27 protein-coding genes and 1 pseudogene are annotated in these 20,548 nt (G+C 65.3%); 9 read left to right on the top strand and 19 right to left on the bottom strand.

Annotation, left to right across the window (positions count from 1 at the left end; translation table 11 throughout):
* Positions 1-299 precede the first annotated feature (299 nt).
* The 5 genes from OKW30_RS40230 to OKW30_RS40210 form a co-directional block, all read right to left on the bottom strand.
* Positions 300-773 (bottom strand): RES family NAD+ phosphorylase, encoded by a 474-nt coding sequence (locus OKW30_RS40230; RefSeq protein WP_429349632.1) that lies wholly within the window; start codon positions 771-773, stop codon positions 300-302.
* Positions 773-1,216 (bottom strand): type II RES/Xre toxin-antitoxin system antitoxin, encoded by a 444-nt coding sequence (parS, locus tag OKW30_RS40225; RefSeq protein WP_429349525.1) that lies wholly within the window; start codon positions 1,214-1,216, stop codon positions 773-775. The genes OKW30_RS40230 and parS overlap by 1 nt, the downstream gene beginning before the upstream one ends.
* A gap of 2 nt (positions 1,217-1,218) precedes the next feature.
* The gene (locus OKW30_RS40220) at positions 1,219-1,896 is read right to left on the bottom strand and encodes a BON domain-containing protein (protein ID WP_429349524.1); all 678 of its coding nucleotides are present in this window, start codon (positions 1,894-1,896) and stop codon (positions 1,219-1,221) included.
* A 146-nt stretch (positions 1,897-2,042) separates the two neighbouring features.
* On the bottom strand, positions 2,043-2,306 hold the full coding sequence (locus OKW30_RS40215; RefSeq protein WP_429349523.1) for a DUF3734 domain-containing protein: 264 nt from the start codon (positions 2,304-2,306) through the stop codon (positions 2,043-2,045).
* A complete protein-coding gene (locus OKW30_RS40210) occupies positions 2,287-2,604 on the bottom strand; it encodes a patatin-like phospholipase family protein (protein ID WP_429349522.1) in 318 nt (105 codons plus the stop codon). Before OKW30_RS40210 ends, OKW30_RS40215 begins: the two co-directional genes overlap by 20 nt.
* Positions 2,605-3,059: 455 nt before the next feature.
* Between OKW30_RS40210 and acs the strand changes: the two genes are divergently transcribed.
* A complete protein-coding gene (gene acs, locus OKW30_RS40205) occupies positions 3,060-4,958 on the top strand; it encodes an acetate--CoA ligase (protein WP_429349631.1) in 1,899 nt (632 codons plus the stop codon).
* 31 nt (positions 4,959-4,989) lie between these two features.
* Positions 4,990-5,601, top strand: a complete 612-nt coding sequence (locus OKW30_RS40200; RefSeq protein ID WP_429349521.1) for an acetate uptake transporter — start codon at positions 4,990-4,992, stop codon at positions 5,599-5,601.
* A 413-nt stretch (positions 5,602-6,014) separates the two neighbouring features.
* Here the strand turns inward: OKW30_RS40200 and OKW30_RS40195 are convergent, their stop codons facing one another.
* The 8 genes from OKW30_RS40195 to atpD are packed head-to-tail and all read right to left on the bottom strand — an operon-like array spanning position 6,015 to position 11,824.
* The gene (locus tag OKW30_RS40195) at positions 6,015-7,583 is read right to left on the bottom strand and encodes a F0F1 ATP synthase subunit alpha (protein WP_429349520.1); all 1,569 of its coding nucleotides are present in this window, start codon (positions 7,581-7,583) and stop codon (positions 6,015-6,017) included.
* Positions 7,567-8,325: a F0F1 ATP synthase subunit B gene (locus tag OKW30_RS40190; protein WP_429349519.1), complete on the bottom strand. Its 759-nt coding sequence runs from the start codon at positions 8,323-8,325 to the stop codon at positions 7,567-7,569. The genes OKW30_RS40195 and OKW30_RS40190 overlap by 17 nt, the downstream gene beginning before the upstream one ends.
* A gap of 8 nt (positions 8,326-8,333) precedes the next feature.
* The gene (locus OKW30_RS40185; RefSeq protein ID WP_090805166.1) at positions 8,334-8,579 is read right to left on the bottom strand and encodes a F0F1 ATP synthase subunit C; all 246 of its coding nucleotides are present in this window, start codon (positions 8,577-8,579) and stop codon (positions 8,334-8,336) included.
* A complete protein-coding gene (locus tag OKW30_RS40180; protein WP_429349518.1) occupies positions 8,576-9,274 on the bottom strand; it encodes a F0F1 ATP synthase subunit A in 699 nt (232 codons plus the stop codon). Before OKW30_RS40180 ends, OKW30_RS40185 begins: the two co-directional genes overlap by 4 nt.
* Positions 9,271-9,564 (bottom strand): ATP synthase subunit I, encoded by a 294-nt coding sequence (locus OKW30_RS40175; protein ID WP_311540827.1) that lies wholly within the window; start codon positions 9,562-9,564, stop codon positions 9,271-9,273. The genes OKW30_RS40180 and OKW30_RS40175 overlap by 4 nt, the downstream gene beginning before the upstream one ends.
* Positions 9,557-9,910: an AtpZ/AtpI family protein gene (locus OKW30_RS40170; RefSeq protein ID WP_429349517.1), complete on the bottom strand. Its 354-nt coding sequence runs from the start codon at positions 9,908-9,910 to the stop codon at positions 9,557-9,559. The genes OKW30_RS40175 and OKW30_RS40170 overlap by 8 nt, the downstream gene beginning before the upstream one ends.
* Positions 9,907-10,338: a F0F1 ATP synthase subunit epsilon gene (locus OKW30_RS40165; protein ID WP_090805169.1), complete on the bottom strand. Its 432-nt coding sequence runs from the start codon at positions 10,336-10,338 to the stop codon at positions 9,907-9,909. Before OKW30_RS40165 ends, OKW30_RS40170 begins: the two co-directional genes overlap by 4 nt.
* A gap of 13 nt (positions 10,339-10,351) precedes the next feature.
* Complete coding sequence (atpD, locus tag OKW30_RS40160) at positions 10,352-11,824, bottom strand: F0F1 ATP synthase subunit beta (RefSeq protein WP_429349630.1); 1,473 nt, start codon at positions 11,822-11,824, stop codon at positions 10,352-10,354.
* A gap of 52 nt (positions 11,825-11,876) precedes the next feature.
* Between atpD and OKW30_RS40155 the strand changes: the two genes are divergently transcribed.
* The 7 genes from OKW30_RS40155 to OKW30_RS40125 all read left to right on the top strand — a co-directional run bounded on the left by OKW30_RS40155 (position 11,877) and on the right by OKW30_RS40125 (position 17,128).
* Positions 11,877-12,302 carry a hypothetical protein gene (locus tag OKW30_RS40155; RefSeq protein WP_429349516.1) on the top strand — a complete coding sequence of 142 codons (426 nt, stop codon included), beginning with the start codon at positions 11,877-11,879 and terminating at the stop codon, positions 12,300-12,302.
* 64 nt (positions 12,303-12,366) lie between these two features.
* Positions 12,367-13,392 (top strand): alcohol dehydrogenase AdhP, encoded by a 1,026-nt coding sequence (gene adhP / locus OKW30_RS40150; protein ID WP_429349515.1) that lies wholly within the window; start codon positions 12,367-12,369, stop codon positions 13,390-13,392.
* 638 nt (positions 13,393-14,030) lie between these two features.
* On the top strand, positions 14,031-14,645 hold the full coding sequence (locus OKW30_RS40145; protein WP_429349629.1) for a lysophospholipid acyltransferase family protein: 615 nt from the start codon (positions 14,031-14,033) through the stop codon (positions 14,643-14,645).
* Positions 14,646-14,758: 113 nt separating this feature from the next.
* A complete protein-coding gene (locus tag OKW30_RS40140) occupies positions 14,759-14,956 on the top strand; it encodes a hypothetical protein (RefSeq protein WP_429349514.1) in 198 nt (65 codons plus the stop codon).
* Between the two features lie 25 nt (positions 14,957-14,981).
* Positions 14,982-15,572, top strand: a complete 591-nt coding sequence (locus OKW30_RS40135) for a hypothetical protein (protein WP_429349513.1) — start codon at positions 14,982-14,984, stop codon at positions 15,570-15,572.
* Between the two features lie 33 nt (positions 15,573-15,605).
* Positions 15,606-16,325, top strand: a complete 720-nt coding sequence (locus OKW30_RS40130) for a Bax inhibitor-1/YccA family protein (protein ID WP_429349512.1) — start codon at positions 15,606-15,608, stop codon at positions 16,323-16,325.
* A 311-nt stretch (positions 16,326-16,636) separates the two neighbouring features.
* Entirely contained in the window at positions 16,637-17,128 is a 492-nt protein-coding gene (locus OKW30_RS40125) for a lecithin retinol acyltransferase family protein (RefSeq protein ID WP_429349511.1), read from the top strand.
* A 190-nt stretch (positions 17,129-17,318) separates the two neighbouring features.
* On the opposite strand, the gene OKW30_RS40120 is transcribed toward OKW30_RS40125, so the two are convergent.
* From OKW30_RS40120 to OKW30_RS40095, 6 genes and pseudogenes are all read right to left on the bottom strand, one after another.
* On the bottom strand, positions 17,319-17,648 hold the full coding sequence (locus OKW30_RS40120; RefSeq protein WP_429349510.1) for a hypothetical protein: 330 nt from the start codon (positions 17,646-17,648) through the stop codon (positions 17,319-17,321).
* Positions 17,649-17,684: 36 nt separating this feature from the next.
* The gene (locus OKW30_RS40115) at positions 17,685-18,212 is read right to left on the bottom strand and encodes a hypothetical protein (RefSeq protein ID WP_429349509.1); all 528 of its coding nucleotides are present in this window, start codon (positions 18,210-18,212) and stop codon (positions 17,685-17,687) included.
* A 65-nt stretch (positions 18,213-18,277) separates the two neighbouring features.
* The gene (locus OKW30_RS40110) at positions 18,278-18,571 is read right to left on the bottom strand and encodes a biotin/lipoyl-binding protein (protein WP_429349628.1); all 294 of its coding nucleotides are present in this window, start codon (positions 18,569-18,571) and stop codon (positions 18,278-18,280) included.
* Positions 18,572-18,688: 117 nt separating this feature from the next.
* Positions 18,689-19,788 (bottom strand): annotated as a pseudogene (locus OKW30_RS40105) (ABC transporter permease); the annotation flags it as partial.
* Between the two features lie 40 nt (positions 19,789-19,828).
* On the bottom strand, positions 19,829-20,050 hold the full coding sequence (locus tag OKW30_RS40100) for a DUF2964 family protein (protein WP_429349508.1): 222 nt from the start codon (positions 20,048-20,050) through the stop codon (positions 19,829-19,831).
* A gap of 88 nt (positions 20,051-20,138) precedes the next feature.
* Entirely contained in the window at positions 20,139-20,453 is a 315-nt protein-coding gene (locus OKW30_RS40095) for a hypothetical protein (protein ID WP_184033782.1), read from the bottom strand.
* Between the last annotated feature and the right edge of the window lie 95 nt (positions 20,454-20,548).

The following is a 20,548-nucleotide window of genomic DNA, read 5'->3' as shown; positions in this document are numbered from 1 at the left end:
GCCGACTTTGAAGCGCCCGACGAGCTGCGGCCTCGGATTGAAGCCACCAAATCGATTAAGGTGTATCTCAACGAATGCGAGCGCCGTGGCATTGTGCGGAAGGCTCACGTGTGGTCAACCGTGCGCCGGACTATGTCATGTCATGTAGTTGCCGCTGATTCCCGTCACAAAGGGGCAACGGACATCGATCGCGTTTATATTAAATAGGATACCTATGCAATTGTTGCCAATTCCTTTTATGTAAAGTTTTTGGGCTTGGATGTCCTTGGGCTCGTTGGTCCACACTCACTCGCCGCTCGCTAGTCCGGCGCCGCAGCGCGCCGCAGCAACCGCGGATCGGTCAGCCACTCATCACGCGCCCCGATTTCGACATGGACAAAATCGGGATGATCGGGATTGAGCAGGTAGTTGGTTTCAGCAGGAACGACTGCACTGGGAACGGCCAGCACGGCACTGGTGCGCGTCTGCGACCACGTGGCCCCGACCTGCTGCAGTTCACCGCGCGTGGAGATGTCCCGCCAGTCGGCAGGCAAACTGGCGGGATCGATACGTTCCACGATTCTTTCGGGGAATCTGGCTGGAATCATCACATAGTGCGCACGCAACGGTGAATCCTGAACCAGCATCTCCAGGAGCGCCAGCGATTGCGTTTGCGCTGTGTACACCATCGCGACGCCTTTGGGATTCCACCGGCCACCGTACAGTCGCGCGCCTTCTCCGGAAAAAGCGGTATCCGCATACCGCCCGGTGACCACCCGCCATACCGTGAGCATCACGCAAACACGCCATGCTCGATGCGCCCGAGCGTGTCCATCACACTATCGGCGCCAATGTCGGTATCCACAAGGCTAAGCGGTGTCGCACCCTCCAGCGCGGCGATCGGAGTCTTGAGCCAGGCGAGCGCCGGGTCGAGATCCTCAAAAACCTCCGCAGCACGCGCCACCACCCGCGCAAGCCGCAGCAGCTTTGCTGACTCCTCACGACTTAACACACCTTCCCGCTTTCGACGCGCCAGCGTTCGCTCAGGAATGTCGAGCGCCTGCGCCAATTCCGCCTGCGATAAGCCGATGGACCTGAGCATGGCGTCGAGTGCCTGCGCTGAAATCCCATGGCGGACCACGTCCACCCACTCAAGACCCGATCGAGGCGCGCGCGGGAATACAGTGCGACCTCCGAGCAGTGAGTCGGCGGACACCCTTCCGATAAGATTCACCATTTTCACCTCCTGCCATTTGGCATCCATTTTATACCAAAATGGCAGCATCTGGACGGCGTCAACCAGGAAGTCCGGTCGTTCTGCGATGGCTTTGATGCGCTACCGCCGTCCGCGAATATCCTGCGAGCGGACCGTATCGGCACCTCCGTGAGAGCCAGAAATGGACTTAGATCGCTCGCGCGAGGAGCGCGCGCTCTACGTCGACGGCCAGGTTTCCCGCTCGCCGCCCGGGAGAGCGTTCTGTCGCGAAGGGCCTGCCAGTCTGAACAGGGGCGCGAGGCCGGCCTTGTCCGTGAATTTTTCTCGGCAATGTGGCTGCGATAACCGTCCCGCACCTCGCCGCTCAACGTCACCCAGCCCCTTTCCACCTTGATTTTGACCGCGCTTTTCTCGAGGCCCGCGATCCAGTCGAGCACAGCGCTCGCGCTCAGCGCGAGGTTCTCGTCACTACTGCGGTCGGCTTCGTGCAGTACGACGTCTATACGCATGATCACGGCGACGACACCGGCGATCCCGAGCACGGATTTTTCGGCGGCGACTTTCTGCACGTAGGTGGGCACCTGGCTGCTCAGTGTAACGATGCCGTCGGCGACTGCGACGCCGATCCGGTTTGCATTGATCGCCGGATTGTTCGCCAGCTGGTTCTCGGCTTCCCCACGCAATTGACTGTCCGCTTTCATAGCCGGTGCCCTCCACAAATCGCATCGACGCGAAACCGCCTTGACGCCAAAGAATAATCGGGTTTCTCGCGCAGTCCTCAGCGACGCACGCAAGCACTCGCACCCAGACTAGCGCGCAAGGGCGCAGTGCAATTGATCGAGGTCGATCACTCGCGGCGATCGTCAACGCGCGGCGACGACGCGGCGCGCTCACCGGCGGGCGGATCGTCGAGCGCTTTGCGCGCGGCTTCGCGACCGCGCCGCTGCAGCGCTTCGATGGTCCCGGCCGAGAAGTCGAAGTCGGCGACAATTGGGACCTCGTCGCGCAACGATATTCGCGACACGTGCACCGGCGTGCGGTTGCCCATCAGCCGGATGTAATTGAGTCGCTGCTGAAAGCGCCTTGCAGTCTCAGCTTCGACTTCGCGCATGAACGCGTCCGCACCGCTCAATGACAAACTCAGGAGCCGAATTACTGACGATGCCGCCGTCCCAGTAGGCACGCCCGTCGATCGTGGTCCACGGCATCGCGCGCGGAAGGTTGCCGCTCGCGAGCGGATGGTCCGGCGTCAGGCGATCAACGTAGCTATCGAAGGCCCTCTGATCGACGTCTTCGACACTGACCTCGCCGATCAGCAACCGCGCCGGGCCGCGAGCGAGTCGAAATCGACGCATCGGCAGATCAGCGTCTTGATAGCGCTCGGGTCGTAGTAGCTCGTCCGGCACCACGGCAGCGCGTTCGCAGTCTCGCCGACCACGACGCCGTGCAATGTGGCGCGCCGTCGAATCCATTATTGGCAATGGACCGCGTTATCTGAATCAACGACGGGGGAAACGCGGGTAGTCCGTCCAGGCCGCTCGCAGGAATCGGCTGCCCCCGCTGGACAATCGGACGCCACGATTCGTGCTCCTCCGCGGAGCTTCAATCGCGCATCACCCATCCGCGCTTGATCTGGGTCAATCGTGCCCCTTGCTTCCCGCACCACACTGGTCGCGACATCCAGAGCACTGTTCGAGTCATGCGCGCAGCCGCGCCGCCGATCGTTGGATATCGGCGGTCGCGGTGTGCCCGTCCCATATCACTCATTCAAGCCAGCGAGGAGACTATGTCCACTGTCGCCATCAACCATCAAGCGCCGGAAACGGCCGCCCCGCCGCTTCTGACGGACACGGCCATCGACGGCATGGCCGCCTACGAAGCGCTCGTCAACGAAGCGCGCAGCGACCGGACCGGCTTCTGGGCGCGGCTCGCGCGCGAGCATCTGAGCTGGCACCGGCCCTTCACCAAGGTACTCGACGAATCGAACGCACCGTTCTTCAAATGGTTCGACGACGGTCTGTTGAACGCGTCGTACAACTGCCTCGATCGTCATCTGCACGACGGCAATGCCAACAAGACCGCGATCATTTTCGAGGCCGACGACGGCAGCGTGACGACCATCACCTACCGGCAACTGCATGCGCGCGTGTGCCGCCTCGCGAACGCGCTGCGCGCGCGCGGCATCGCGTGTGGGGACCGCGTGATGATCTATCTGCCGATGTCGATCGAAGGCGTCGTCGCGATGCAGGCCTGCGCACGCATCGGCGCGTTGCATTCGGTCGTGTTCGGCGGCTTCTCGGCGAAGTCGCTGCATGAACGGATGGTCGATGTCGGCGCCGTCGCCGTCATTACCGCCGACGAGCAGATGCGCGGCGGCAAGAACCTGCCGTTGAAATCCGTCGTCGACGAAGCGCTGAAAATGGCAGGCACCGACGGCATCCATACCGTGATCGTCTATCGGCGCACGGGCGGCTCGATCCTGTGGGACGAACCGCGCGACTGCTGGCTGCACGAACTCGAAGCGGCCCAACCCGACACCTGCGAGCCCGAATGGGTCGGTGCCGAGCATCCGCTGTTCGTGCTGTACACATCCGGTTCGACCGGCACGCCGAAGGGCGTGCAGCACAGTACGGCGGGCTATCTGCTGTGGGCCGCCGTCACGATGAAGTGGACCTTCGACCTCCGCGCGGACGACGTGTACTGGTGCACGGCCGACATCGGCTGGATCACGGGACACAGCTACATCTGCTATGGCCCGACCGCGGTCGGCGCGACCCAGGTGATTTTCGAGGGCGTGCCGACGTGGCCGGACGCGGGACGGTTCTGGGAGATGATCGCGCGGCACAAGGTCAGCATCTTCTATACGGCGCCCACCGCGATCCGCTCGCTGATCAAGGCCGCCGAGACGGACAGCGGCGTGCATCCGCGCCGCTTCGACCTCGACTCGTTGCGTTTGCTCGGCACCGTCGGCGAACCGATCAATCCGAGCGCGTGGGAGTGGTTTGCGCGCGAAGTCGGCGGCGGGCGCTGTCCGGTGCTCGACACCTTCTGGCAAACCGAAACGGGCGGCCACATGATCACGCCGCTGCCGGGCGCAACACCGCTCGTCGCGGGATCGTGCACGTTGCCGCTGCCTGGCATCGAGGTGGCGATCGTCGACGAAACCGGCTGCGAACTGCCGAACGGCCAGGGCGGGCTGCTGGTCGTCAAGGAGCCGTGGCCGTCGATGCTGCGCGCGATCTGGGGCAATCCCCAGCGGTTCCGCAGCGGCTACTACCCCGCGGACCTGGGCGGCAAGCTCTATCTGGCCGGCGACGGCGCGATCCGCGATGCGCAGACCGGCTACTTCACGATCACCGGCCGCATCGACGACGTGCTGAATGTGTCCGGCCACCGCATGGGCACGATGGAAATCGAATCGGCGCTCGCCGCGCATCCGCTGGTCGCGGAGGCCGCGGTCGTCGGCAGGCCCGACGAGACCATCGGCGAAGCCATCGTCGCGTTCGTCGTGCTCAAGGGCTCGCGCCCGGAAGGCGCCGAAGCGAAGAAGATCGCCGATCAGCTGCGTGCATGGATCGGCAAGGAAATCGGGCCGATCGCCAAGCCGAAGGAAATCCGCTTCGGCGACAGCATGCCGAAGACGCGCTCCGGCAAGGTCGTACGGCGCCTGCTGCGTTCGGTCGCGAAGGGAGAAACGCTCGCGCAGGACATGTCGACCGTCGAAAACCCCGCCGTGCTGCGGCAGTTCGGTCACCACGAGTAAGCCCCCCCGGATCGATTCAGGAGACTTCACGATGAAACCCACCGCACCCAACCCCGCATCGCTCGGCCTTGCGGCTTTCGCGCTGACCACGTGGCTGCTCAGCATGATCAACGCAGGCTGGTTCAGCGGCGGCTCGCTCGGTCTCGTGCTCGCCGTCGCGTTCGCGTTCGGCGGCAGCATGCAGATCGTCGCCGGACTGATGGAGATTCCGCGCGGCAACACGTTCGGCGCCACCGCGTTTCTGAGCTATGGCGCGTTCTGGTGGTCGTTCGCCCTGTTTGCGCTGTTCCTGCACGAGCAGGTGCCGGCCGCGTTCGTCGGCTGGTATCTGCTGTTGTGGGGCGTCTTCACGTTCTACATGTGGATCGCGACGTTCCGCTCGTCGCGCGCGCTGCAGGGCGTGTTCGTCGCGCTGTGGGCAACCTTCTTTCTGCTCGCGGCCGGCGAATGGCTCGGTTCGGCGACACTGCGACACGCGGGAGGCTATGGCGGACTGCTGACCGCGCTGCTGGCGTTCTATCTGTCGGCGGCGGAGATCATCAACGAGTCGTTGGGCCGTACCGTGCTGCCGATCGGCGCTAAACCCGCTCTCGTCGAAATGGAGTCGGTTAGTGCCGCGGTGGTGACGCGGTTTGCGGACTGATTCGGGGATCCTTAGGCATCCGTGCGCGGTGGGCTTCGTCATCTCGTCGCGCTAATCGAAACCCGTTTGATTGATCTTCCTTACCCGATCTCGTATTGCACATCCGGCTAAGGCGGTACTACGAGGTGCGACAGAAGCATGTAGTTCGCTGAAGCCTTGTGGCGGGCGCATGTCGCGCCTCAAAGAATCGAATCGGCCCGCTCCCACGCAGGCCGCTTTCTTTGTGTGTCATTGTTCACGCCCGTATCGACGCCTGCTGTTGCGCTACCGGCTTTCGTCAAGCCGCGCATTCGTTTCGAGCGTCGCAGCCGCCGGCATGCAAGCACCCGTCGCGGCCAATTCAGCGATTTCCGCAGTGATTTCGTCTTGCCGAACGATCCGATAGTCGCGCGTGAGTGCCTGCGACGGCCTTCTCACTGAGCTGGCTGCTCAGCAGGACTCGCTGCCGGTTGCGCCGTGTCCGGACGCTCATGCATCGCACGTTCGACGAGCGCGCGAATGCGCCCGCTCAGACTGTCGCGCAGCGTGTCGTCGAGCGCGTTGCGCAGCCACGCCGCGGGGGCCGCGTCAGTGTGCGCGTCGTCCGCCGAGCTCAGCTTGTCGCGCACCCACGTCGTCACCTCCGGCGCGACGCCGTCGAACACGCCAGCGGCGAGCGCCGCGAGCAGCGCGATCTGATCGGCGACGCGCAACGCGTTGAAACGCGGCTGCGTGAGCAGCGCGCGAATCCGCTTGCCCCGCTCGATCTGCGCGTTGACGCGTGCGTCCGCGAGACCGCCGAAGCGGCTGAACATCTCCAGTTCGAGAAACTGCGCGTAGTCGAGCCGCAAGCGGCCCGCGACGTCGCGCAGCGCCGCATGCTGCGCCTTGCCGCCGACCCGGCTCACGCTCAGGCCGACATCCACGGCGGGCCGCTGGTTCGCGGCGAACAGCGCGGCGTCGAGCACGATCTGTCCGTCCGTGATCGAGATCAGGTTGGTCGGAATGTAGGCCGACAGATTGCCGGCGTCGGTCTCGGCGATCGGCAACGCGGTCAGCGAACCGCCGCCGAGCGCGGGCGACAGTTTCGCCGCGCGTTCCAACAGTCTCGCGTGCAGATAGAAAATATCGCCGGGATACGCTTCGCGTCCGGGCGGCTCGCGCGTGAGCAGCGCGAGTTCGCGATGCGTCGCCGCGTGCTTGGTCAGGTCGTCGATCACGATCAACGCGTGCTGGCCGCGATCGCGAAAGAACTCGGCGATCGACACACCCGCGAACGGCGCGATCCATTGCAGTCCGGGCGGCGCGGCCGCCGAGGCGACGACGAAGATGCAGCGCTCGAACGCGCCATGCTCGCGCACGGCATCGATCACGCGCTGTACCGCCGTCGCGCGCTGCCCGACGGCGACATACACGCAGATCACGTCGCTGTGCTTCTGATTGACGATCGCCTCGACGGCGAGCGAGGTCTTGCCCGTCGCGCGATCGCCGATGATCAGTTCGCGTTGCCCTCGCCCGATCGCGAACAGCGCGTCGACGACGAGCACGCCCGTCTGCAGCGGTTCGCTGACGAAGTCCCGCTCGATGATCGCGGGCGCCGCGCGCTCGACAGGCAAACGCGTGACGGCACCGAGTGCCTCGCCGTCATCGAGCGGCCGGCCGAGCGGATCGACGACGCGGCCGAGCAGCGCGTCGCCGACCGGCACGTCGAGCACGCTGCCGGTCCCCACGACGCGCATGCCGGCCCGCACCGCGTCGCCGCTATCGAGCAGCACGACGCTCGCGCTCGCCACGTCGAGCGAATGAATGAAGCCGCGCACGCCGCATTCGAGTTCGACGACCTCGTCGAGCGCGGCGTCGGGCAGACCCGAGACGAACGCGATGCCATCGGCGATCTGTTCGACGCGGCCGATGCTCGCCGCCCGCGGTTCGAGCGCGACGCGCGCGAGCGCGGCGCGTTTGCGCGCGAGCCACGCGTCGGCGGTGTCAGCGCGCGTGGCCATCGTCGCGAAGCAGTTCACCGTGAATCTGGTCGAGCTGATCGCGCCAGCTATTGCGCACCACGGCGTGCGCGCCCGACAGTTCGAGCCCCGCGAGCAGCGTGCGGTCGATGTCGGTATCGAACTCGAGGCGCTGTGCGAAGGCGGCCGCGAGCGCCGTTTCGCACGCGGCGCGCTCGTCCGGCGTCAACGCGCGCGGCGCGCTAACACGCAGCGGCACGTCCCCGGCAAGCGCGGCGCGCGCGCCGGGCGACAGCCGGCGCACGCCGTCCGCGAGTCCGTCGATGAACCCGGCAACGCGCAGGTCCTCGGGCGAGCGGTCGAGCAACTGGTCGAGCAGCTTGCCCGCGATGTCGACGGCGAGCTGCGCGGCCGCCGCCGACGCGGCTTCGGCCTCGCCCGCGCGCTCGCGCTGCCGGTCCGCGGCCGCCTGGGCGCGCAACCGCTCGGCCTCGTCGCGCGCGGCGTCGAGCAGCGCCGCGTGCTGTGTGCGCGCGTCGGCCTCGATCGTCGCGAACGCCTGCGCGCGCTGCGCGGCGAGTTGCTCTCGTTCGGCCCGCAGCGCCTCGCGTTCGGCCTGCGCCGCGAGCTTCGCGGCGTTCGCGTCGCCGGTCAGCGCATTCGCGCTCGCCTGTCGCTCCGCGATGATCTTCGCGACCGGACGGAACAGAAAGCGCGCGAGCAGCCAGACCAGAATCAGCGCGTTGAGCGTCTGCAACGCGAGCGTCGACCAGTCGATTTTCATCGCGCGCCCTACTTGACGAACGGGTTGGCGAACAGCAACAGCAGCGCGACCACGAGGCAATAGATCGCCATCGTCTCGATCATCGCGAGCCCGACGAACAGCGTGCGCGACAGCGTGCCCGCCGCATCGGGCTGACGCGCGATCGCGTCCATCGCGGCGGCGACCGCGCGGCCCTCGGCGAGCGCGGGCCCGATCGCGCCGAACGCCACGGCGAGCGCGGCGGCGGCGATGCTGACGATTTCGATGAGGTTCATGCCGGTCCTTTCTGATTGTCGTGAACGGCGGCGCGCGACTCGCCGACGGCGGCGCCGATGAATACCATCGCGAGCACCGCGAAAATGTAGGCCTGCACCGCGCCGGTCAGCAGATCGAGCGCCATCAACGGAATCGGCACGAGCAGCCCGGCCAGCGACAGCACGATGCCGACCACGAAGACGCCGCTCATCACGTTGCCGAACAGGCGCACCACCAGCGAAAACGTGCGCGTGATCTGCTCGACGACGTTCAGCGGAATCATCACCCAGGCCGGTTCGGCGAACGTCGCGAGATAGCCGCGCCAGCCGCGCGAGCGCACGCCGCACACGAGCGTCGCGGCGAGCACGACGAGCGCGAGCGCGGCATCCGTTTCCAGGTGCGCGGTGGGCGGCTCGACGCCCGGAATCAGCGACGACCAATTCGCGATCAGCACGAACAGGAACAACGTGCCGATCAGCGCGCGATACGGCGCGGGCTCGGTCTGCATCGTGTCGCGGATTTGCGCGTCGAGCGTGCCGACCAGCAGTTCGAGCGCGGTCTGCGTGCGCGACGGCATGATGGACAGCTTGCGCGTGAGCCACAGCGAGACGACCGTCATGACCGCCATGATCACCCACGTGACGACCACGGGCGTGGTGATCACGAGCGGACCGAGGCGTACGAGCGGCTCGGTGACGAGCGGCGAATGAATCACGACGTCGCTCGCCGCATGCCGAGCGCCACACCGCGCGCCCACAGGAAACCGCCGATGCCGCCGAGCAACGCGAACGCGCCCGCTTTCGCCAGCAGGACGAATAAGGCGGCCGTCAGCGCGAGCCGCGCCAGTTGCAGCGCGAAGGCGCGCAGCACGCGTCCTCGCGCGAAGTACGCGACGTTCCAGCGCAGCGTCGCGAAGTGCAGCGCACCGCTCAGCAAGCCGACCGCCATTCCCGTGGCGGCAAGCGCGAGCGTGTCGGTGAAATGAAACGTGGTGGCGTCAATCACGATCTCTCCTTTGCTGTCGATGCATCCAGCGCCATGCGGACCATAGGCCGATGCCCGCGCCGATCATCAGAAGCGGCGCCGCAAAAAACACCCGCGTACCGGCGATGCGGTCGAGCCAGCGCCCGAGCGCGAGGCAAAGCAGGATCGGCAGCACGATCGTCCAGCCGAGAATGCCGATCTGGCCGAGTCGCGCGCCCAGCGACGGCTCCGGATTCGCGCGCCCGGTCCGCTCGCGGCTCGCCGCGCGCTGCGCGGCTTGCGCGACGCGATCGGCGGGTTCGCCAGGTTCGGCGCGTTTGCCATCCGTTTTCCCGTTTGCCTTGCCGGCAGCAGGCCGCATCGTCATCCCGGTTCTCCACGTGTGGCTTGCGGGCGCAGATAGCGCAGCATCTGGCGCACGGCCTGCGCGTGCAGACGCGTCTGCTCCACGCGCGCGCGCCGCATCGCGTCGAGCTGCGCGGCACGCGCGCGGCGCACGTCCGCCTCGAGCGCTTCGAGCGAGTCGCCCTGCACCGCTTCGCGGCACGCAAGCGAGACGGCCGTGCCGTGCGACACGATCAGCACGCCACCATCGACGGCACAGTAATGCTCGCCGCCATCCGCCGTGCGCCAGCGCACCACCGATGCGCTCAACAGCGTGACCATGTCCGCATGCCCCACGCGCACGCCAAAAGCACCGCTTTCATCCTCGGCGCGCAACGACACGACCGGCAAGCCGTCGACCATGACGCGCGCCGGTGTCGCGATCGTCAGAGACAGGCCATGCCGGGGCATCGCACACTCCTCGTCACGCCGCGACGGCGCTCGCGGCCGCCGACCTGCCGCGGGCTTCGTTGTCGCGCGCCTCGTCCAGCGCGCCGACCATGTACAGCGATCGCTCCTGCCAGTCGTCGCACTCCCCGGCGAGAATCGCCTTGCAGCCGACGATCGTCTCGGCGAGCGCGACCGTTCTGCCGGGCTGTCCGGAGAACGCTTCGGTGACCGCGAACGGCTGCGTCAGAAAGCGCTGCAGACGGCGCGCGCGCTGCACGGCGCGCCGGTCGTCGATGCCGAGTTCCTCGATACCGAGCAACGCGATCACGTCCTGCAGCTCACGCTGATGTTCGAGCAGGCGTCGCACCTCGTTGGCGAGCGCCGCGTGCTCCGCGCCGACGACAAGCGGATCGAGCAGGATCGACGACGAGGCGAGCGGATCGATCGCCGGATACATGCCCTCGGCGGCGAGCGCTCGCGACAGCACGATCATGCTGTCGACGTGCGAGGCGATCGTCGTCACGGCGGGGTCGGTGAAGTCGTCGGCGGGTACGTAGACGGCCTCGATCGCCGTGACCGCCGCGTTGCCCACCGATACGATGCGCTCCTGCAACGCTGCTACCTCGCTCGCGAGCGTCGGCTGATAGCCGACCCGCGACGGCATGCGCCCGAGCAGCCCCGACACTTCCGCCCCCGCCTGCACGAAGCGAAACACGTTGTCCATCAGCAGCAGCACGTTCTGGCCGCGCTCGTCGCGAAAGTACTCGGCGATGGTCAGGGCGGTGAGCGGCACCCGCCAGCGCGCGCCAGGCGGTTCGTTCATCTGTCCGTAGACGAGCACGGCGCGCGGCAACACGCCCGAGCCGCGCATGTCCGACAGCATTTCGTGCCCCTCGCGGGAACGCTCGCCGACGCCGGCGAACACCGACATGCCGCCGTAGCGCGCAGCCATCGCGTGAATCAGCTCCATCACGAGCACCGTCTTGCCGACGCCCGCACCGCCGAACATCGCGGCCTTGCCGCCATGCGCGAGCGGCGTCAGCAGGTCGACGATCTTGATGCCGGTCTCGAACAGCCGCGTGGCGCCGCGCTGCGCCGCGAGCGGCGGCGCGGCGCGATGGATCGGCCTGCGTTCCACGGTCTCGGGCGCGGGCGCGCCGCCGTCGCGCATCACACCGGCGACGTCGAGCAGTCTGCCGAGCACCGCGTCGCCGACCGGCACCTCGATGGGGCCCGCGCCGACCCGCACGACGGCGCCGCGCGCGAGGCCCGCGGTGGCCTGCAACGCCAGCGCGCGCACCGTGCGCTCGCTGGTGTGCGCCTGCGCTTCCGCGAGGATCGAGGTCCCGTCCGGCCGCGTGATCCACAGCGCGGTATCGACTGGCGGCAGTTCGTGCGTGTCGAACTGGACATCGACGACCGCGCCGCGCACGGCGCTCACGCGCCCGCTTGCGCCGACCGTAGCCGTGGGCGGTGCGGTGTTCTGACAGGCTTTGCCCGCGGCTATCGGCACGTCGCGCTCTCCACGATCAGGTCATCAATGCACTCACGATAGCGGTGTGCCCCGGATCGAAACTGATCCTGATCAAAGCTTCTGGCATTGCCTGCACGTGAACCTCGCGGAGATCCGCACGGCGGCCGAATCATGCTCCGTTGACGACGATCAAGCCTCGAGCCCGCCGGGCGCCTATGCTGTCGATGCGCGTCGTCACCGTCACGCACGCACCTGCAGCAAGGACACCATGAGATCCGCACCGATCGCTTCAATTCTGTTTGCGCTGCTTCTGATGTACGCATGTCGGCCCAGTTCGATGCCGGGCGCCGATCAAGAAGTCGACGCAGCGTTCGCCGACGTGCTTGACCTCTACAACGAACGTCTTGATCTGACAGCGCAAGCATCTGGCGGCCGATGCGCCAGCGCTCGCGCAGGTGAACCTCGGTTCGAACCGCCCATGCGCATAACTGTCGTCGTTCGCTTCACTTGACCTTCGTCAACATCGAGGTCTCCCGTCGAACGAATACTGGACAGGCCATTTCGAGGAGCGTGATATGACCCGTCACATGAAAGCCGCCGTCGTCCACCAGTTCGGCGCGCCGCTGCGCATCGAAGAAGTGCCTGTCCCGGAGGTGGGACCCGGACAGATTCTCGTCAACATCAAGGCCTCGGGCGTTTGCCACACCGATCTGCACGCAGCCGACGGCGATTGGCCGGTCAAGCCGAGCCTGCCGTTCATCCCCGGGCACGAGGGCGTCGGCTATGTCGCTGCGGTCGGCAGCAGCGTGACTGCGGTCAAGGAAGGCGACCGCGTCGGCGTGCCGTGGCTCTACACCGCATGCGGCCACTGCGAGCACTGCCTTAGCGGCTGGGAAACGCTGTGTCACGAACAACAGAACACCGGCTATTCGGTCAACGGGGGATACGCGGAGTACGTGTTGGCCGATCCGAACTATGTCGGCCACCTCCCCGACAACGTAGCCTTCGATGAAATCGCGCCGATCCTCTGCGCCGGCGTGACGGTCTACAAAGGCATCCGCATGACCGACACGCGTCCGGGTCAGTGGCTCGCGATCTCCGGTATCGGGGGGCTTGGTCACGTCGCGGTGCAATACGCGATTGCGATGGGCCTGCACGTCGTCGCCGTTGATGTCGCCGACGACAAACTGGAACTCGCGCGCAAGCTTGGCGCGAAGCTCGCGATCAATGCGAAAACCGAAGACCCGGCAGCGCTGATCCAGAAAGAAATCGGCGGCGCGCACGGCGTGCTCGTAACAGCCGTCTCGCGCAGCGCGTTCGCGCAGGCGCTCGGCATGCTCCGCCGCGGCGGCACGGTGTCGTTGAACGGGCTGCCGCCCGGCGACTTCCCGTTGCCGATTTTTTCGACCGTGCTCAACGGCATCACGGTGCGCGGCTCGATAGTCGGCACACGGCGCGATCTGCAGGAATCGCTCGACTTCGCGGCCGAGGGCAGCGTGCACGCGCATATCCACCGTGATCGGCTGGAGAACATCAATACGGTGTTAGGCGCGCTGCGGGAAGGCAAGGTGGACGGGCGCATCGTGCTGACGATGGAATAGCGCGTACCGAGGTGAACCGTCGTCCGTTGTCCCGACAACGGACGGGAGCCCACGCGGACGGCTCCACCACAAGGTATAGCGCTGGAATTCGCCGGCGCTATACCAGCTATTACTTGGGCGAGGCGAGGGTGGAGGAGCCATCCAGTACTGCTGTTGCCACATCATGTTGTTCATCATTTCCTCTTGCATCTGGAGGTACTGGTCGGTCATATACTGCCGCTGCCGCAGTTGCTCCTGCGTAAGACGGGAGTAATACCCTCCCATGTGGCCCCAACCGCCCCCCATCATTCCCGGTCCCGTCATACCGTGATGCATTCCACCATACCCCATCATCCCAGGTCCCCACACGCCTCGCATCGTGGCCATTGCACTCTGCATCGTGGCCCAGTGTTTTTGCAGAAGCTTCTTGCGTGCCCGCGGATCCTGCGTCTGACGAATCTCGTTCATCTGCGACTGCATCGTCCTCATCAGTTCATTGAACTCCGCCAGACTCTTGTCGAACGCTGCGGTATCGGGGCTTTGAGGCGTGACCGCGCCTTGTGGCGCGGCTCCGTATCGCGTTTCGCCGCGATGAAGCGCGTAACTGGAGCATCCTCGCGCGGGCCTGCCGCCTGTTCCTGCGCGCGGCGGGATTGCACGTGGATGTCGAGGGAAACCTCGACGCACTGCGCGAGCCACATGCGGTGATCGTGTCGAATTACACCAGCTATCTCGACGTAGTGGTGCTCACCACATTCCTGCCCGCGCCGGTTGCCTTTGTATCGAAACGGGAACTGGCGCGGAGGCCGTTCGCCGGTCCGTTGTTGCGGGCAATCGGTGCGCGTTTTGTCGAGCGCGGGGTCTACGCGGGCAGCCTCGCCGACGAAGCGCGGTTGCTTGAATTCGCGAAGGCGGGAGAGCGTCTGCTGTTTTTCCCCGAAGGGACCTTCGTGCGCGAAGCCGGCTTGGGTGAGTTTCATCTGGGCGCTTTCCGGTGCGCCTGCATGACTGGACAGCGCATCGTTCCGATTGCGCTGCGCGGCGCGCGCGCCGCATTGCGCGACGGCGAATGGGTTCCAAGGCACGGTTCCATCACGATCGCCGTTTTGCCACCTGTTGCGCCCGATGGCATTGACTTTGCCGCGACCGCGCGATTGCGCGAGCGGGTGCGCGCCTCCATCCTCGCGCGCTGCGGCGAGCCCGATGCGGCTGGCCACCTGTCCTCGTCCGTGAGATCGCGCCTGCCCGCCTCCGCGATCACCGACGAAACGTAGACCACGATGCCGTCGCGGACCGCAAGATGCGCGTCGCCGTTGATGTGCATCAAACGCACCGGCGCGCGAGGGCTTACGCTGAAACCGTACGTGAAGCTCAAACGAGGCTCAGCATGCTCAAACGGATCTTGCTCATTGGATTTCTCGCGCTGCCGGGGTCGTTGGTCGTCGTGTCGCTCGCGTGCGTTCATCCTCGCTTCCGCGCGAGGCTGGCCGAACTCACCTACGCGCCGCAGCTGCTGGCGCATGTGAACAGAAGGAATGCGCCGTTGAGACATTTCGGGCGTGGCGGCGTGAACAACCGGATTTGAGTCGAAATGGCGCGGAGGACACACGATGAAACGCAGAGGGCAATATGGATTACTTGCTGCCATAGCGGGGCTCGTATTCAGCGCGGCGGCGATGCTCGCGGCAATGGGAGAAGAAGCCACGACGCAGGCGCCCCCTGAGAACCCCTTCTCGGGCACCAGCGTCGCGCATGCGAACGCGGTCGTCTTCGCCATCGATACCGGACGAAACAGCATGACGCTACTGGAAGACAAGGGCGAACCCGTGGACGTGGCGGTGGACCGGAGTATTGGCGACGTCGGCAAATTGCGGCTGGGCGACACCGTCGCCGTCACATTCAATCGCGCCCTGCTGCTGCGCGCTGACAAATCGAACTCGCGCGGCATACGCGAGCGCGTCGACAAAGGATTCACGACCGGCGCGTCCCTCGCCATGCACCGCGTCGAGGCTGTGGTCACGGTCGTGCAGATCGATCGCGGCAAGCGTCAGCTGACGTTGCGCGGCCCGACACGCACGGTGGTGCTGCAGGCGTCGTCCGACCGCCTGCTCGACGGACTCGAGGCAGGCGACAGCGTGCGAGTCGACTACGTCGAGGCGACCGCGGTTCAGATCACGCGGGACGGCGCGCCGGTGCGCTGAGCCGGTCCCCCGATTCCAGCGAGAGGAGCGATCATGGAACACAGATTCATCGGCAACGACCGCCCCGCGGCGGCGCAGCGCGGACTCGAAAGCAGCGAGCCCGGCCTCTCGCAATATATGCTGCGTGTCTACAATCATATGGCCGCGGCCCTCGTGCTGACGGGCGTCGTTGCTTATGTAGGGGCGGCGAGCGGATTGTATGCGTCGATCGCCGCCACGCCGCTGTTTTGGGTGGTGCTGCTGGCCCCGCTCGCGCTGGTCTTTTTGCTGAGTTTTCGCATCGAGCGCATCGGCCTCGGCGCGGCCCGGATCAGCTTCTGGTCGTACGCCGCACTGGTCGGCCTCTCGCTGTCCGGCATCTTTCTCGTGTACACGGGCGAAAGCATCGCGCGCGTGTTTCTCGTCAGTGCGGCCACCTATGGGGCAACGAGCCTCTATGGATACACGGCGCGTGCCGATCTGTCTCGCTTCAGTTCTTTCCTGTTCATGGGGCTCGCCGGCATCGTGATCGCAGGACTCGTCAATCTGTTTCTCGCCTCGACAGCGTTGCAAATTGTCGTTTCCGTAATCGGCGTGTTGGTGTTCACGGGCCTCACCGCCTACGATACACAGCGCATTCGCGACATCTATATCGCGGGCGAGGATGATGTAATTGCCGGCAAGAAGGCAATCGTCGGCGCGCTCGCGCTCTATCTCGACTTCCTCAACATCTTCCTGATGCTGCTGCGCCTGCTGGGCGACCGTCGCCGTTAAGCCGACTGCCTCGCGCTCCCCTCCGCATCCCTCCCCGCGTTCGGCACGCGGGGTTGCCCACCGCATTCGAAATGCCGTCGTTATCCCGCTTCGATATCAGCATTTCACCCAGCGCGTCTCAGAAATTTCCGACACTCGCGGCCGCGAATCGGACGCGAATGCCAGCGAGGACTGATTGTTGTCGAGCGGCCCACCGCCCATTCTTAAGGCGTGACAGAAGCACGCATGTTCGGGCACATGTCGGGCTAAGCCGCCATTCAGATCGCTATTCCGATGGAGCCCGGCGCCGTGGCTACCCTTGGGAGCGAGTCATGAGCCAACATCAAGCAGAACGTATGGACAGCGTGTTCATGCACGATTTGCCGGTCGGCGCCCACCTCGCCTCGCGGCGTCCCGGTTATATGCACCACGGCATTTATATCGGCGGCGGCCGCGTGATTCATTACGCGGGTCTTTGCGGCCGATGCTGCGGCGGCCCGGTAGAGGCGATCCCGTTCGAACACTTCTCCGCAGGCTTCAGGATCGAAATCGTCCGGCACCCGCACGCGCCGTACACGGGCCGTGAAGTGGCGCGCCGCGCGGCATCACGACTCGGCGAGCGCAACTACAGGCTGCTCACCAACAACTGCGAGCATTTGTGCCAGTGGTGTGTATGGGGGCATGGAAGAAGCGCGCAGGTCGAAGCCTGCATTCGCAATCCTGCCCGGGCCGTGCGCGTGCTGATCACGCTATTGGCTTGCGAGCTCGTCCATGACTGGATGCCTGCCTGGTCAGGACGCTTGTCCTTCGCATTCCAGCATTGAACAGTCAAGTCGGGCGAGCGCAAGCGGCAACACTGCTCCGCGCGCGTTCCTCCGCCCCGAAGTGCGCGCTCATCCGAAGCACAGAGCGCCTGCGAAATTGACATGCATCAAGTCCGGCCTTTGGTCCGCGCGGAAGACTCCCCCTCCCGGTGTGCAATCAACCCGCATTGCGCTGCCGCTCCGTCCTCTATCAGACAGGGTTTCGATGAATGCTGGCCGCTCGCCTTCTCGCCGCCCTCCCGAAAGCGAGCGGCGTACCGCGCCTCTTGCGCGACTTGCCGCGAGTATTCTGCGGGCGACGCTTGCACCGGACCCTGGAAGGCGTACGCGGGCAGCCTGGATCGTAGGACTTCTCTGTCTGCTCGTGCTTGTGCTCGTGGTCATACGCGCCGTTTCGCCCGAGCAGACCGACAATTTCGCCGGCCGCGACCGACAGGTTGACGCTATCGACGGCAGTCAGCGTGCCGAAGCGGCGCACCAGCTCGCGCGTTTCGATCACGGGATCAGGTTCGGTCATCATGGGCCGCGGTCCGTCGGGTTCGTGTGCCGCCGCGCGCTATTCGCATGGCGCGACGCGCTGCTCGTCCGGGCGGCCTGCATCGCATGGGCCCGATCCTTCCACGCTTTCGATGTGATGGCCGGCGGCGCCGAAGCCGCGTTCGACATCCATTGCGACGCCTCGGGGGGCCGGCCCGTCGAATGCCGGCGGCTCGTCGTCCGGAAAGGACGATGCCACGTCCCCGACGCGACGCGATGGGCGCCGGCGGCCAGCCGGCTTCGCATCGAACCACGCCACGTCGCCGCGCAAGCCGATGACGTAGGCGTGCCAGCCGCGCGGGTTGTCCTTGAACAGATGGTCACGCGCAGACGCGGCGAGCGCAGCCCGGTCGAGGGGCGCTTCGAGCAACCATCGCGGCCACAGACAGAATGCGTGAAGCGCGTGGGTTCTGAACTCGTCGACGGACAGATCCGGGCGCAGCTGGTCGAGCAATGGCTCGTCTTCAAGAAGCGGATTCTGCGCGATCAGTTCGCCGATGGTCGCCGCGGCGGGCGCCGTTGCGTCGAGCCGAACGATCAATTGCATCACACGCCCCAGATGAAGCAACAGGGCGCGCCTTTCGAAAGCGTCTTCCATGATTCGCAATGCCTTTAATGAACACAGTCGAATTGCGCCCGGTCAGGTGCGTCGTCGTACGGGTAGCTGACCGACGTTCCACTTCCAAGCCTACGGAGCCTGGCAGCGCGGATGTTGATCGGGGTCAAACGCGTGAGCGGCGCCGACCCATACCGGAAAGCGCGCGAAATTTCGCGTGCCGCCTCGGCTTGCGCGACAAGCTGCGCGACGGTGGCCGCCTGCACCGCGTCGTCGATCGTCAGCAGCGGCTGGCCACGGCTCACCCTGTCGCCGTCATGGACGAGGACTCGCGTGACGGAGCCCGACACGTCGGGATAAATGTTGATGTTCTCGCCGGCGGCCTGCTCGATCTCGACGATACCGGTTGCGTAAACTCCGTGCGCATAGGGGTTCGACGCGAGATTGAAAACGGGCGGTTGCGACGGCTGCCGGATACCGTAGACCCACGCCGTCGCGATGCCCGCCACGAAACCCGCGAACGCGAGCGCGAGATTGCCTAACGTGATAATCGCCGCGTAGTCCGGAATGCGCAGCCGCGCGAAGGCTGATCGACTCCGCGCACAGTCCCACGCGGAGTTTGTCGCCCGTCAATGCGGTGAAAGTGGCCTGAAACAGGATCATCGCAACGAGTCCGTGGCTTTTCGCGCCGATCGCTTTCAGCGCGCCGAACTTCTCGAGGTTCTCGAGAATGAACGTGTAGAAGGTCTGCCCGGAGATCGACAGGCCGACGATAAAACTGATCCCCGTCATCAGCAGAATGTTGGTGCCGAGGCTCGTTTCGTATTTGTAGAAGCGCGCGATGCGCTGCATGAACTCGTTCTTCGTATAGGCCGCATATCCTAGCGATGCGACGACGCGCTTGATGTGCGCAATGTCCGCGTCGGTATTCGGCTCGACGAGAATGTACGAGGTGGTGTAACGCGTCGTTGGAATATATTCGACCGCCCGCGTGTAAGTGGTGTACAGCGTCGGCGTGCCGAACAGGCCGCTGCTCGCCACCGTCGCGATCCCCACGACGCCGCCGCGGTGATCGTTGAGTTCGAAATCGGTACCGAGCTGCGGATTGTGCAGCTTCACGAACTCGGCGTCATCGATCGCGATGAAGCCGTTCTAGGCGTAGATGTCTTCGATCCGGCCGGCCTTCATCTTCGGCCAGCCGAACAGGCTCGCGTCGTCGAGCCCGATGACCGTGACCGCCTGGTAGGTGCCGTCGCGCAGGCGCACCAGCGCCGCGCCCGAATAAAGCGGCACCGCGTATTTGACGCCGTCGATGCTGCGCAACGCGTCGAGCACATAGTCGGGCATGCCGATGCTGCTCGCGATCGTCTGCACGGCCGGGTCCATCACCCAGACCTTCGCGCCCACGTTGATCACTGTCGACGACGACTTGTTCAGAATGCCCGCAAAACAGCGAGGTCATCTCGATCATCAGAAACACCGCAAACGTAATCCCGACGATCAGCGCCGTGAACTTCGCGCTAGCGTTGACGAGCAGCTCGAACGCGAGACGCAGGATTCCCTTCATATGCGCCGTTCCTTTCGCTTGCAAACGCTGACATGCGCCTTCACGAATCGCCGTCCGACTGGCTGTTGAGTAGTGCGACGACCGTGGTGATCGATGCCATCACGATCACGACGCCGAAGTGGATCGCGAAGACATCGTCGAAAATCAGGCCGTGCAACGCCCACGCAAGCGCGCCAAGGGCGAAGAAAACGCAGATGACCGACAGCACACGATCCGATACATGTCGCGCACCATGATGTCCTCCCGATCGGGCTGTACGCATGCGCCTCGCGCCCAACCTCGCTGCTATCTTCGATCGCTACCCCATTTGCGGCTTGACCTGAATCAAGCGTGTGTCGGGCCGCCGTCGGTCAGTGCGTGCGCGCTCGCGCTGCGATCGTTTCGAGTTCTTGTTCCGCGAGATCGAACGCGCCACGAATCGCCGCCTCGGCGTTGTCGCCTGCGCAATGAGCGATCGGCTTGAATTCGTGCGCGGGCGTGATCAGATCGAGCCGCACGTCGTAAAGGAGGCTGGTGCGGTCCGGGCGTAATGCCTCGATCGCCAGATGGCAGTTCGACAAGAGCGCTTCGAACCGCGCGAGACGCACCAGTTGCGCACCTGCCTCCGCTTCAAGCTGCGCCGCGCCTGGGAAGCCAAGATAGACAATCTGCATGCCGATGCCCATCCTCCGCTCCCCTCTCGTATGTCGTCCGGACGCTCTGCGAACCGTCCGTGGTCAGCGCCAGTTACCACGGGCTTATAGTGTTACGACGCAAAACC

Origin of the sequence: Paraburkholderia sp. Clong3, assembly GCF_050436485.1 — a bacterium.
Taxonomy (GTDB): Bacteria; Pseudomonadota; Gammaproteobacteria; order Burkholderiales; family Burkholderiaceae; genus Paraburkholderia; species Paraburkholderia tuberum.
This window is presented reverse-complemented; position numbering and strand designations above follow the sequence as displayed.

What these genes read in the sequence shown, in the direction of transcription:
- OKW30_RS40130 (WP_429349512.1), top strand. Translation starts at nt 15,606, where the DNA reads ATGGAACACAGATTCATCGGCAACGACCGCCCCGCGGCGGCGCAGCGC.
- acs (WP_429349631.1), top strand. Translation starts at nt 3,060, where the DNA reads ATGGCCGCCTACGAAGCGCTCGTCAACGAAGCGCGCAGCGACCGGACC.
- OKW30_RS40195 (WP_429349520.1), bottom strand. Translation starts at nt 7,583, where the DNA reads ATGGCCACGCGCGCTGACACCGCCGACGCGTGGCTCGCGCGCAAACGC.
- OKW30_RS40125 (WP_429349511.1), top strand. Translation starts at nt 16,637, where the DNA reads ATGAGCCAACATCAAGCAGAACGTATGGACAGCGTGTTCATGCACGAT.
- OKW30_RS40230 (WP_429349632.1), bottom strand. Translation starts at nt 773, where the DNA reads ATGCTCACGGTATGGCGGGTGGTCACCGGGCGGTATGCGGATACCGCT.
- OKW30_RS40200 (WP_429349521.1), top strand. Translation starts at nt 4,990, where the DNA reads ATGAAACCCACCGCACCCAACCCCGCATCGCTCGGCCTTGCGGCTTTC.
- OKW30_RS40120 (WP_429349510.1), bottom strand. Translation starts at nt 17,648, where the DNA reads ATGATGACCGAACCTGATCCCGTGATCGAAACGCGCGAGCTGGTGCGC.
- OKW30_RS40170 (WP_429349517.1), bottom strand. Translation starts at nt 9,910, where the DNA reads ATGACGATGCGGCCTGCTGCCGGCAAGGCAAACGGGAAAACGGATGGC.
- OKW30_RS40190 (WP_429349519.1), bottom strand. Translation starts at nt 8,325, where the DNA reads ATGAAAATCGACTGGTCGACGCTCGCGTTGCAGACGCTCAACGCGCTG.
- OKW30_RS40220 (WP_429349524.1), bottom strand. Translation starts at nt 1,896, where the DNA reads ATGAAAGCGGACAGTCAATTGCGTGGGGAAGCCGAGAACCAGCTGGCG.
- OKW30_RS40165 (WP_090805169.1), bottom strand. Translation starts at nt 10,338, where the DNA reads ATGCCCCGGCATGGCCTGTCTCTGACGATCGCGACACCGGCGCGCGTC.
- parS (WP_429349525.1), bottom strand. Translation starts at nt 1,216, where the DNA reads ATGGTGAATCTTATCGGAAGGGTGTCCGCCGACTCACTGCTCGGAGGT.
- OKW30_RS40100 (WP_429349508.1), bottom strand. Translation starts at nt 20,050, where the DNA reads ATGCGTACAGCCCGATCGGGAGGACATCATGGTGCGCGACATGTATCG.
- OKW30_RS40185 (WP_090805166.1), bottom strand. Translation starts at nt 8,579, where the DNA reads ATGAACCTCATCGAAATCGTCAGCATCGCCGCCGCCGCGCTCGCCGTG.
- OKW30_RS40140 (WP_429349514.1), top strand. Translation starts at nt 14,759, where the DNA reads ATGCTCAAACGGATCTTGCTCATTGGATTTCTCGCGCTGCCGGGGTCG.
- OKW30_RS40135 (WP_429349513.1), top strand. Translation starts at nt 14,982, where the DNA reads ATGAAACGCAGAGGGCAATATGGATTACTTGCTGCCATAGCGGGGCTC.
- OKW30_RS40115 (WP_429349509.1), bottom strand. Translation starts at nt 18,212, where the DNA reads ATGCAATTGATCGTTCGGCTCGACGCAACGGCGCCCGCCGCGGCGACC.
- OKW30_RS40095 (WP_184033782.1), bottom strand. Translation starts at nt 20,453, where the DNA reads ATGGGCATCGGCATGCAGATTGTCTATCTTGGCTTCCCAGGCGCGGCG.
- OKW30_RS40215 (WP_429349523.1), bottom strand. Translation starts at nt 2,306, where the DNA reads ATGCGCGAAGTCGAAGCTGAGACTGCAAGGCGCTTTCAGCAGCGACTC.
- adhP (WP_429349515.1), top strand. Translation starts at nt 12,367, where the DNA reads ATGACCCGTCACATGAAAGCCGCCGTCGTCCACCAGTTCGGCGCGCCG.